The following is a 12,016-nucleotide window of genomic DNA, read 5'->3' on the forward strand; positions in this document are numbered from 1 at the left end:
CCCTGTCGCTGTGGAGAATAACATTTTGCACATCCTTTTCTTTTTGTACTGCCTGATATACTGTCTTTATAACGAATAAAGTCGGTGTATTTTTACTCATTTCATATGCAATAATTTCATTGTTAAATACATCTAATATTGCTGATAAGTGTAACTTCTCTTCTCCTACTTGGAAGGTAGTTATGTCTGTAACCCACTTTTGATTTGGTTTATTAGCTGTAAAATCTCTATTTAATAGGTTAGGAGCTATGTTTTCTGGCTCTTTTAATCGATAATTATTATAGTTAGGATATTTTCTCTTTTTCCTAATAATTGATTGTATCCCAAGCTCCTTACAAAGTCTGTATACTCGTTTATGATTAATTTTCATTTGATATTCTTCAACGAGTTCCATGTGTATATATCGATAGCCCCATTGTTTATCCGAACCCTCATATAATTTTAGAATTAACTCTTTTAATTCTCCATCTTTATTCTCTTTTATCAACCTTTTGTACTTATAATAGCCACTTTGAGATACACCAAGAAATTTACATAAATCCTCTACCTTGAACTGATCCTTTAGACTATCTACTACGTGGAACTTTAACTTTTTCCCTCCTTCATTAAAATTTCCTGAAACTTTTTTAGAACGGCATTCTCTAATTCTAATTTCTTAATGTAACGCTCTTGATCTGTATATTCCTTTTTGCGACCCCTATTATCTAAGTGAAATGCATGACCATCTCTTTGATACTTCCTCCACCATGTAACAACCGTATCACTACTCACAATATTTAATTTGTCAGCTATTTGTCGAAATGAAAATCCCTCTTCCTTTAAACGAATAGCATCAGACTTGATTTCCATACTATATTTGTGAAACTTTTGACCTTTTTTCGCCATAAAAAACACCCCTTAAAATCAATGTTGCCCAACTGTGGGTTTTTCAACATCTACTTTAAGGGGTGCAGCCTGTCTGGAAGGTCCTTTTTTTATTGCCGATAACGGTATGTATGTAAACTAGATTTACATACAATACTCAAGCGAAATTAAAGTGGTTCTTGTTCAACTATTCTGCCATTTAGTCAAATAAGAAAAAGCCACCTCAATTGGTAGCTGATATTCAACTCATGCAGGCGTTAGTCGAACAAGAAAGGATATTTTACTTAAACGTTTCATTATCTAAAATAATTACGTTTTCATTAAAAGAAGTATGACCAATATGTTTCGTGTGTTCGACCAACCTGTAGATATTATCACAGCATTGTTTAGCACCTATTATTAATAATGGTACACCTATAAAGTCAATTTTCAATCCTCTCGAGAAAAATCCCCCAAATGACATAACAATTGGAACCGTTGGTGAAGTGTTTGAGAATACTATTTTTTCATTGAAATGAAAATTATTTTGTAGAAGTAAAGTCAATTCTTTTAGTGCAGGAACAAGAAGTTTGTTCCTTTTTCGACCAATTGTATAAACAGAGTTGCCATCTTCATCTTTCCCATGAAAAATGAGCTTTCCAAAATCCTTTTTTGTTAATTTATTAAAATATTCTATATTTAATATTTCCTCAGATGTTAGTTTTCTATCTGACTGAGGTAATTGTTTTAAATGATATGCTGCAGCCATAGAAGTCGTATGCGTTCCACCATAATCATTATAAATATAAATCATAGGATTTCTCCTTTATCATTTTATCTATTGATATTATGGGCTTTTATTCTATTTCCAATACGACCTTCAGTTTCTTACAGAACTATCCTGTCAGTTATGGCAATAAAAAAAGAGTTGCAGAAGCAAATCATGAACTTATTGAACTAAAGCACGCGTTAGTTCAACAAGGTTAATTCCATCGTTTATTATTTTTAATAATAAAGCGTTAGTATGGTATAAAGTTTATGAGGATCTTGGATTGGTTAATCGGTTCGGTAGTAATAAATTTATTAATATTTTTAAAGTAAGGTTTCAGAGAATTGTTCTTCTGAAATTACTTTAAATCCATTTCTTGTAAGTAAAGCAGAAGTAACTCCCATCCCCTCAATTTTTTTACCTATAAAATCACCATTATAAATCTTTGAACTACCACAGGATGGGCTATTTTCCTTAAGAACCACCATAGTCGCATTCATTTCTTTAGCTTTTTCGAGTGCAACATATGCTCCTTTTATGTAAAGTAGAGTAACATCTTTGCCAGATTTATCAACTACTTTAGCCTTTCCATCAAGTACATCTTCTCCGTTTCCACCTATTATTTCAGCAGGCTCTCTGGGTGTTGAAAATCCTCCAAGTAATTCTGGACATATTCTAATAGCTTTATTTTCTTCTACTAGTTTACTTATTTTATTATTTAAACAATGCGTGCCGTTATACCTTACCTCTAAACCTGCTAAACAAGAACTCACCAAAATCATTTACAATCCCCCTTAAGAATAATTCCTGTTTAATAAATTTTATCAAATATTACCATGTTCAATATGCAAATAGATCGCCGCAGCGATCATCCTCTTTAACAATTTACCTGTTGGTTGTGTTGCATCCCATTTTTACGACTTGTGATTTTATACCAACTAACGCATTGCTTTAGTTGAATAAGAATTAAAATATTTTGTATTCAGAATCGACTTTCACTTTCTACTAACAAACGCTTAAAATAATTAATTACAAATTTTTTATAAACATTTTCTAGATTTTTTGAAAAAAGTGTTCCAAATTCTAAAGTTTCCCAATAATCACCAGGTTTTTCTTCTAATGCCAATAACATAGAGGATAATACATCACTTTCAAATGGCATTTTTTTAATTTCAGGAATTGTAATTAATCCTTTAATAAAGTTGTATACCCTGTCATCTCTTCGCATTTCATCTAGCATATCATGGACTTCACAACATAAGGCTACTAAAGAACCTTGTCTTAACATTTCAACTTCTTCATTAAAACCATTCATTCCTTCGTCGATTATCTCAACTAATATGAATTTTTCATAATTAACTGTTTCAAAATCAATATTATGCCCAAATCCTCCATAGCTTCTAATCATATCTTGGTACATCTAGAAAATATTTTTTATAGTTTTCCTGCATTCATCAAAGTTTTCAGTATGTAGTTGAAAAAAGTTGTACATTATATCCCTCTTTAACTCAATGAATATAGCACATATAAGATTAACTCTTCTATAAATAAAATTGATTTCCTTGTTCAACTATACTGCCATTTGTTGAATAAAAAAATCGACTAAACAGCCGTTCTTGTTGTTAAACTAACGCATGCTTTAGTTGCATAAGAGAAGATTTTTATTTTGCTTGATGAAATTTCCCCCTAGTGTAAGTAATATTAGTTTTATGTTAATTTGTTATCGGTAAAGGATGATAAAATGTTAGTGCTCTGGGTAGGAATTGGTTGTTTTTTATTTATTATATTTTGTGGTTGGGTAATTAAAAAACTTGATGATTAAAATAAAAAAAGAGAACTGGTCTCTTTTTTTAGGTGATATTGGCAAAGAAGATTTGCTTAATACAATATATTATATTAAAAGTTAATGTATTGGATTTTCTCCCTAGTTAATTAGCCTTTATAACAAAATTATTCCTTGCTCGACTATACAGCCGATCATGTTATTCAACAAAAGTACTGCGTTAGTTCAATAAACAATGTATCCTTTTTATTTTTTATTCCCGAATACGCGGTTTAAAAAATAAAAAACAGCCATTGATAAAAGAAAAATTATAGCAGAGCTTAACCCTGAAGTTTGAAAATGTGATTCATAACTCTCTGTTAATAAAAGATAAACTAAAAATCCAACAAAAAGGAAAACAACATTTTTCATTTTAAAGGTATTTCCTTTCTCATAATAATCCCACATCAATTAATATTAATTAAATTGTGGAGATTATATCAACAGGAAAATTAACCCTGTAACTATTAGTTTTCTAATACAACTATTGCATGAGTTAGTTGCATAGCGATCAAACGTACCAGGCATCTTCTGTGAATTCATTCCATTCCACTTTAAAACTTTTCGCCTTAAGTTTAATACAACAATTTCGTTGTTGTTCTAACACCTTATAAGAGACAGAAGCAAAAAAACTAACAGTAAGACTAAAAGAAACCATACTTTGTTATGATTTTGCTTTATACTTCCTCTTTTTCAATTTTAAGACAAGCAGAAGTAGCGGCGGTTGTATACCAAATAAAAAAAACGCAACATTGCCCATCGTATCCCCAAGTTTAAATAGGTCATTCGTATTTTTCGGGGTCATGGAAATGATATAAATAACCGGAAGCAAGCAAAACATAAATGGATGAATGTTTTTTTTAAAGAGTTGGGCAAGCCCCAAAGAAGCAGCATAATGACTAACGTTAAAGCAAGTAAACATTTGCATAATCCATATTACAAGCAACAAAGACTCAAACCGTTCAAATAGCAAACCAGGCAATTCAAAACTTCGCATGAGATCAATCGTTGGCCAAGTTTTGGTTACCACACCATCGACGGATAGTCCACCGATGACCATTACGATAGTTATCAAGTAAAAGATCAGTGGGATGAAAATTCCAACTAAAACAGCTTTTACTGCTTGGTTTGGCTGTTTCATAAACGCCATTATAATCAACAGGCTTTCAAAACCTATATATGAGAGAGCCGTTGTTTTGATTCCTTTAAGTACGGGCATGATCCCCAACCCCAGTACCGGGCGCAGATTATCCACTTCAAATATTTTAAAACTCATAAAAGTAACCACCAAAAAAACGCCGACCGTAATAGGGAGAATAATTTCAAACAGACGGGCAATCGGATTTATGCCGCCCATAATTGAATAGAGACCTATCCACATAAATGGCATCGCGATGGCCCAAGTTGGGGTACCTTTCAACAAAAATAAACTTGTTACTTCTACTAATGCACAGATATGAAATCCACCCATCATTACAAAATAACATACAAGGATTAGACTTAGTAACTTACCCATCCATTTCCCTACAATTTCTTGGCTGTATTGATAAAAGGTTTTTCCTGGAAACCGTTGTCCTAATTTGACCATAATAACTCCTGCCACCATCGCAATCAGCCCGCCTAAAATTACAGTTAACCAGGTATCTGGTGTTTTCACTTTCTCTGTAGCTACTCGTGGCAAGGTCAGAATTCCCGTTCCAAGTATATAATTGATAATGATAACAACTACTTGAATTGTTGTAATACTGTCTTTGGGGCTAGTAATCATCGCAGGTCACTTCCTTATTCACAATTCAGGATTACTACTTTCTGAAGGCTCATTACTTCTCATTTTTCCACATTTCTTCTTAATAAACGGTACAATTTTACATTTCCAAAAAAGAATTAAAATTATGCATATTGTATTCATATGAAGTTTACATAATAGCAAGCCTTCCAAGAGCATTACTTATTTTATTTCCCGTCTTTTTTTGTATAAAAACTTGTATAAAATTAAAAGATTTTAATGCTATTATCAAGAAGTACTTACTATTCAGTTGTAAAATCAGTGTTCATTCCGAAATTAGTTCGTTTTTAAAATCGGTTGTAAAATCCATTTCGAGTAATTTCCGATTTTAATAAAAACGTTGATATAACAACGTTTTCCCGACTTAACATACACCTTTTCATCAGTTATATCACCTGCAAAAGCGTCTAAAACCTTTACAGTATCGTACGTTTCGACTGCTCTTTGCTGGCGATTAAAATCTTTAACTGCATTAACAAAGTAAGTAATAATCGTATTTTCATTATTTTCTTTATCTACTGCGATTTTTTTCTGCTCATCACTATAATATTTATTTTGAATCGAATTGACCTTTTTTTATTTTCTTTCTTATTTCTATAAGTTTTTTGATTTGCTCTTCATCAAACGTTGTAACTTTTTGTTCTTTCCGAGCTAGAGATAATTTATCTATAAAGAATTTATCGACATTTAAAGAAGAATTAGCGTAAGCTATTTCGAGTCTTTTAAAGTCTTTCATCTCTTTATGAGTTGTTAAATATTTATCGTTCTCTAATTTTTTAATAAATGCTTTGTGATTTTGGATTAAATTCTCACCAGCTTTTACATCTAACGAATAAATTTCAGACCTTATTCCTAAATTATTAAATTCTTCTTCTAATTTTGTTTCCATTTTTTGTATTTGGGATATTTTTTCTTCCTTTATAATCAATGCTTGTTCTAATTTTTTTCGTTTTTCCACTGACTTAATAGAATCATTTTAACTTTTACCTACAAATAAAAGCACTCAAACAATGTTGAGTGCTTCAGCGATTGAAAAGATTGCTTGTCTTTTATATTCATAGAATTGATCCTTATTTAATCCAAGTTCTGGATAAATATTAATGTCTTTTATTCTATTTGGTGACAGGTATTTCTTTTCGATTATCTCACGTTCAATATCATCTAATGCATATTCCAATGCTCGTTCCATTTGCTTTACTTTAAATCGCTTTTCCTTTTCTTTATCAACGATCTTAGGAAATGGATTTACAATACCTTCAGCTATTTGTTCATCTTTATTTTGTACTGCAACTCTTAAAACTTTATGGGGTCACTTCAATTTGGTTGTGGTTTTTTTTATTATTTTATACCATAAAAAAAGCCCTCGACTTTACTCGAAGGGCTACTTATGCGGAAATGAGAGGTGTATTAAAATAAACTTTTATATTATTTTAATTTCACTACCGCTAAGTCATGTTGCAGTGCATTATTACCTTCTTGAGGATTAAATGCAATGTCACTAAGTCCAAATACATTTACTACAACATCACGATCTTTCGGATGAAGAATTCTTACTTCATAAGCGAATAAAACTGGTGAAAGTTGGAAAGATCTAAATGTTCTATATTGATTTGGTGAAATTGTTACAGTAGATGGGTCAGCCATAGGAATAATCACAGGTGAACCACTTGACCAGTCAAACATTAAAACACTCACAGAACGAGCGTCTTCCGGGTCAAGATTAACTGCTTCAACTGTTAAAAACTGAGTATCTGAATGTCTTCTTAATACGCCAGTTGATAAAAATTTTGACGACATCAACGTCACTCCTTTCATATTATTTGGACAAGTAAATCCATATAATATAAAATGTTTCAATTAGTAGAAATGAAACGGACATTGGTACAAATTAAATAATAGTTTTAATAAAAATGATAGATTGCCTAAAACTAAATTTGTTTATAGTAAGCTGCTTTTAAAATAGATAAACACTCTCTAAAGTATGCTGTCGGTATGATTACTTTTGGTGTTTTTGCAGGAAGACCGACTACATTTAACCCTTGTTTTTTAGCCAATTTTAAAGATCTAAATAAATGATAATCATTTGAAACAACGACTCCTTGAGCTTGATCGTTGTTTATAAGTTTTTTGGAGAATTTCATATTCTCGTATGTATTTGTTGATAAATCTTCTTTCACAATTCGATCTTCTTCAATTCCTAATTTGATTAATTCAACCTTCATACATTCAGCCTCTGATATCAATTCATCGTTTCCTTTTCCACCTGAAACAATAATTTTTGCACTTTTATTTTCCTTAGCATATTTAGCTGCTGTTTCAATTCGATAACGTAAAGCTCTAGTTGGCTTATCCTTTTTCAAACCAGCACCTAACACAATAACATAATCGGCGTTTTTAGGTACTTTATGCTGATATTGTAAAAAGCTATTTACACCGATAAAAACGATACAGAATACATAACTTAGTATCCCAATAATAATTGTATATGTAATTATTTTAAAAAAGCTCATTACCTTTATCTCCTTAAATAAAATTACTTTAAATTTTATTTTATCGAATAATTAAGTGGATTTCACTAAAATTTGGAATATTCCACAAATGTTTAACATTATTCCTCATAAAAAAGTTAGACTGCAAATAAAAAATCCCCTATATGAAAGAAATGGATGTCCTTTCTTTCATATAAGGGATTGTTTCAAAATTATTTATTCAATTATCTAGGATACTTATCGCCCATTGGATTATGTTGATCCTTCGAAAGCCTCTTTTGATGAGCTTTCGTTTTTGCATCTACATGATTTGCATCACTAGGACGATTTTTCTTTGAACCACCTGCTGCATGACTCATTTTCTTTCCCTCCATTAACCAGTTCGTACAAAAACTAGTTTACGTAGAAACAATTTGTTTATGCGACTTTTCTTGAACTTTCACCTTTATTTTCAACTTCTAATCCTTTACCCAATAAAGCGGCTAACATACTGAATAATGGTGTAATAAATAATACGAATGAAAACGGTAAGTAATCAATAACAGGTACTCCTAATGTTGAAGCAAAAAATGCTCCACTTACACTCCAAGGAACAATTGGATTAAACAGTGTTCCACCATCTTCTAATGCACGTGATAAGTTTTTAAGCGGAATATTTTTTTTGATAAATACATCCTTTAATAATTGCCCAGGAAGTAGAATTGATAAGTATTGTTCACCTGTTAAAAGATTTACACTCATTGCAGATAATGTACTTGCAATAACAATATTCCCTTTACGTTTCAAATTAGATAATGACTGTATTAATGTCTCGAATACACGTAGCTCTTGTAATAATCCGCCTAAAGCAAGTGCAATAAAAATTAATGACACAGACCACATCATCGATTGTAATCCTCCGCGGTTAACAATCGAATTAAGCATTTCATTTCCAGTATCAGTTTGGAATCCATTTTGTAATGTTGTAAATACTTTTCCAAGCGTAATATCCTTTTGAATGAAAAATGCTAAAACTAATGAACTAACAATACCAGCCGACATCGTTGGTAAAGTTGAAAAACCTCTAAATGCCATAATAAAAACAATTAAACATGGGATTAATAATAACGGATTCACTTCAAAGCTAGATGAAATTGCTTTTTTCATTTCTGTAACTTGCGCCATATCTGTATTTCCATGACCCATACCGATGATTAAGAATAAAATAACTGTAACAATTAATGCTGGAATTGTTGTATATGCCATGTGTCGAATATGCTCATTAACCTTTATTCCTAAAATACTTGGAACGAAATTCGTTGTATCTGAAATCGGTGACATCTTATCACCAAAACACGCTCCACTAATAATCGCACCCGCTGCAATTGCTGGTGGAATCCCCATAATATGTGCAATACCCATTAACGCTACACCTACAGTAGCGATTGTTGTAAAAGTACTACCTGTAAAACTAGCAACAATGATTGTAATAAAAATTGCACTAATAGCAAACCATTTAGCTGAAAGAACAGAAATTCCGTAAAATAATAATGTAGGTACTGTACCACTTAGCATCCAAGAACCGATTAATAGACCGATCATCATTAAGATTAATGTAGGAGACAAACCATTATGAATTCCCTTTTTCATACCATTTTCAATCTGTTCCCATTTAAATCCCTTAAAAAGTCCAAAAACTGCTAAACAAACAACACATAATAAAAGTGGAATTTGTGGATCTGTTTTTAATATAACTAGACAACTAGACATAATAGCTGCAAACAGTATTATTAACGCACCTAATTCAATATTTTTCATTTTATACTCTCCCTTATTTATACATCCATATATACGTGTTCACGAAACTTTACAAACCCTAGTTTCTCATAAAAGCTTCTTGCATTTTTATTGTCGATCCAATAATCTAGCTCAATTCTAAAAAGATTATTCTCACGAGCAAATGAAGCAATTTTATGGATTAAGAATGAACCGTATCCTTTATTTCTTTTTTCTTCTTTAATACATATTTGATGAACATATCCTAGCCGAAAAGCCTTTTTAATCGGTCCTTCAGGTATATATTTTATTTCAATCCAAGCATATCCGACCAATTCTTCAATATCTTTAACAACGAAAAAATGATGATCTGGTTTATCAACTACACTCTTGAAAAACTCAGTTATTTCCGCTAGATTGTGAACCTTAAAAAAATCTGGAAACAATTCAGCATGTAAATTTTGTACATCTTCATTAAGTTTTGCCAATATTCGGTAATCTTTCGTTGCAAATATCTCCATAATTTTCACCCTTTCAAAAAAAGATAAAGAAAACTCGTGATTGACGAGCCTTTAAGGCGATGACAGAGACGTAGTTGCACTTATACTTTATTCCTAGAATTGGCTACTACGTCGAGCAAGGATCATCGCTGCCAATTTATACCTATTAAAGTGCAAATAAAAAATCGAGGCCGCCCTATTAAAAATAGGGACGACCTCGATCGCGTTACCACCCTAGTTATAAGAATAAATACTATTACTAGTAAAAATCCTTATCACTCGAATCTGTAACGTAGATTTACGTCCTTCCCTCCATTAGTTCAACTAACTTCGAAAAGAAAACTCCCGAAATGTAATTCATTTGATTGTTTAGACGAGTTTTCACCAACCACTCGCTCTCTGGACTACTTCCAACCAAACTACTGCTTTTTCGTTCACTGTTTGTTCGATAATGTAACCAAGTGGTATTTCTTCTTACCACGACGGATAATAATAAATTGCTCTTCAATTGCATCTTGTTTAGTTAACACAGTTGCAACGTCCTGTATACGATCTCCATTTACATAAACCGCACCGTTTTGTACATCTTCACGTGCTTGACGTTTTGATGGAGAAATTTTCGCTTCAACTAGTAAGTCTACTAATCCTTTTTCTGTTTCACTTAAATTGAATGAAGGCACATCTTTAAAACCTTGTTTGATTTCAGCAGCCGTTAATTCTTTTACAGATCCACTAAATAGTGCTTCTGTAATTTTAATTGCTTGATCAAGAGCTTCTTCACCGTGTACTAGTTTTGTTACTTCAGCAGCTAATGCTTTTTGAGCAACACGTTGTTCAGGTGCTTCATTAAATTGTTTCTCAAGATCTAAAATTTCCTCTTTTGATAGGAATGTAAAGTATTTCAAGTATTTAACTACATCACGGTCATCTGTATTAATCCAGAATTGGTAGAATTCGTATGGAGTTGTTTTTTCAGGATCTAACCAAACTGCTCCGCCTTCTGTTTTACCAAATTTAGAACCATCAGCTTTTGTCACTAAAGGTACTGTAAGACCAAAAGCTTTTGAATCTTCTTCTGTCTTACGGATTAATTCCATACCTGCTGTAATATTACCCCATTGGTCACTACCACCAATTTGTAATTTACAGTTATGGTCTTGGTATAATTTTAAGAAATCATATGATTGTAAAATCATGTAACTAAATTCAGTAAATGAAATACCTGCTTCTAATCGAGATGCAACTGAATCTTTAGCCAGCATGTAGTTTAATCCGAAGTTTTTACCGATGTCACGTAAGAATGTAATAACATCTAATTCGCCTGTCCAATCAAAGTTATTAACTACTTTAGCAGCATTTTCACCTTCGAAGTTTAAAAATGGTAATAATTGTGTACGAATTCGTTCACTGAACATTTTTACTGTATCAGCAGTATTTAACGTACGTTCTGTCTTCTTACCACTTGGATCACCGATCATCCCAGTTGCTCCACCTACTACACCAATCGGTTTATGACCTGCAACTTGAAATCTCTTTAACATTAACACTGGTAATAAGTGACCAATGTGTAAGCTATCACCAGTTGGGTCGAAACCACAATATAATGAAACAGATTCTTCGCTTAATAATTTTTGTAGACCTTCTTCATCTGTCATTTGATTAATTAATCCACGAAATTCTAAATCTTGTAAGATATTTTCCATTTTTACCCCACCCCTTCTATGCTCTATACGTCGTTTAAACAAAATAAAAAGTCCCTACTGATAAACAGTAGGGACGAATAATTATAATCGCGGTACCACCCTAGTTGTAGCTAATAAAACTAGCTACCTCTCATACAATTAACGGCTGTTAACCGTTCTAATCCTAATTTGAATTAAACAAATTTCGAAAAAGAATGCTCCAGGGTGTAATTCATGTCAATGTCTGTGCTAATTCTCACCAACCATTAGCTCTCTGATCCAATACCATTCACACTACTAAGCCTTTCAACGCTCACTATTAAAATGTTATGAAACATTTATATCACAAATAAAACGTTTAAGTCAAATA

Annotated in this window: 14 protein-coding genes and 2 other annotated features; all 14 genes read right to left on the reverse strand. The window is 32.0% G+C overall.

The window, feature by feature from the left end; translation table 11 throughout:
• Positions 1 to 652: IS3 family transposase (locus CN514_RS04705; RefSeq protein WP_176525795.1), on the reverse strand; the 652-nt coding region annotated here is incomplete at its 3' end.
• Entirely contained in the window at positions 586 to 885 is a 300-nt protein-coding gene (locus CN514_RS04710) for a helix-turn-helix domain-containing protein (protein ID WP_098231600.1), read from the reverse strand. The genes CN514_RS04710 and CN514_RS04705, both read right to left, overlap by 67 nt.
• Positions 886 to 1,144: 259 nt before the next feature.
• Positions 1,145 to 1,657, reverse strand: coding sequence for a DUF3189 family protein (locus tag CN514_RS04715; protein WP_098231601.1), 513 nt, complete (start codon positions 1,655 to 1,657; stop codon positions 1,145 to 1,147).
• Positions 1,658 to 1,935: 278 nt separating this feature from the next.
• Positions 1,936 to 2,394, reverse strand: coding sequence for a 2-thiouracil desulfurase family protein (locus CN514_RS04720; protein ID WP_098231602.1), 459 nt, complete (start codon positions 2,392 to 2,394; stop codon positions 1,936 to 1,938).
• Positions 2,395 to 2,594: 200 nt separating this feature from the next.
• Positions 2,595 to 3,020, reverse strand: coding sequence for a hypothetical protein (locus CN514_RS04725; RefSeq protein ID WP_098231603.1), 426 nt, complete (start codon positions 3,018 to 3,020; stop codon positions 2,595 to 2,597).
• A gap of 1,078 nt (positions 3,021 to 4,098) precedes the next feature.
• On the reverse strand, positions 4,099 to 5,202 hold the full coding sequence (locus CN514_RS04730; protein ID WP_098231604.1) for a spore germination protein: 1,104 nt from the start codon (positions 5,200 to 5,202) through the stop codon (positions 4,099 to 4,101).
• A 568-nt stretch (positions 5,203 to 5,770) separates the two neighbouring features.
• Complete coding sequence (locus tag CN514_RS04735) at positions 5,771 to 6,178, reverse strand: hypothetical protein (protein ID WP_098231605.1); 408 nt, start codon at positions 6,176 to 6,178, stop codon at positions 5,771 to 5,773.
• A gap of 45 nt (positions 6,179 to 6,223) precedes the next feature.
• Positions 6,224 to 6,484: an ArpU family phage packaging/lysis transcriptional regulator gene (locus tag CN514_RS04740; protein WP_098231606.1), complete on the reverse strand. Its 261-nt coding sequence runs from the start codon at positions 6,482 to 6,484 to the stop codon at positions 6,224 to 6,226.
• Between the two features lie 161 nt (positions 6,485 to 6,645).
• The gene (locus tag CN514_RS04745; RefSeq protein WP_286141568.1) at positions 6,646 to 7,017 is read right to left on the reverse strand and encodes a hypothetical protein; all 372 of its coding nucleotides are present in this window, start codon (positions 7,015 to 7,017) and stop codon (positions 6,646 to 6,648) included.
• Positions 7,018 to 7,148: 131 nt separating this feature from the next.
• Positions 7,149 to 7,730, reverse strand: a complete 582-nt coding sequence (locus CN514_RS04750) for a YdcF family protein (RefSeq protein ID WP_098231608.1) — start codon at positions 7,728 to 7,730, stop codon at positions 7,149 to 7,151.
• Between the two features lie 203 nt (positions 7,731 to 7,933).
• On the reverse strand, positions 7,934 to 8,068 hold the full coding sequence (locus CN514_RS26370) for a hypothetical protein (RefSeq protein ID WP_097979132.1): 135 nt from the start codon (positions 8,066 to 8,068) through the stop codon (positions 7,934 to 7,936).
• A 58-nt stretch (positions 8,069 to 8,126) separates the two neighbouring features.
• Positions 8,127 to 9,506, reverse strand: coding sequence for a Na+/H+ antiporter NhaC (gene nhaC, locus CN514_RS04760; RefSeq protein ID WP_098231609.1), 1,380 nt, complete (start codon positions 9,504 to 9,506; stop codon positions 8,127 to 8,129).
• A 17-nt stretch (positions 9,507 to 9,523) separates the two neighbouring features.
• Positions 9,524 to 9,985 (reverse strand): GNAT family N-acetyltransferase, encoded by a 462-nt coding sequence (locus CN514_RS04765; RefSeq protein WP_098231610.1) that lies wholly within the window; start codon positions 9,983 to 9,985, stop codon positions 9,524 to 9,526.
• Positions 9,986 to 10,168: 183 nt separating this feature from the next.
• Positions 10,169 to 10,411: a binding site (T-box leader), on the reverse strand.
• Entirely contained in the window at positions 10,399 to 11,667 is a 1,269-nt protein-coding gene (tyrS, locus tag CN514_RS04770) for a tyrosine--tRNA ligase (RefSeq protein WP_098231611.1), read from the reverse strand. (Overlaps the previous feature by 13 nt.)
• 66 nt (positions 11,668 to 11,733) lie before the next feature.
• Positions 11,734 to 11,965: a binding site (T-box leader), on the reverse strand.
• Between the last annotated feature and the right edge of the window lie 51 nt (positions 11,966 to 12,016).

Source organism: Bacillus sp. AFS001701, from assembly GCF_002559405.1.
Classification (GTDB): Bacteria; Bacillota; Bacilli; order Bacillales; family Bacillaceae_G; genus Gottfriedia.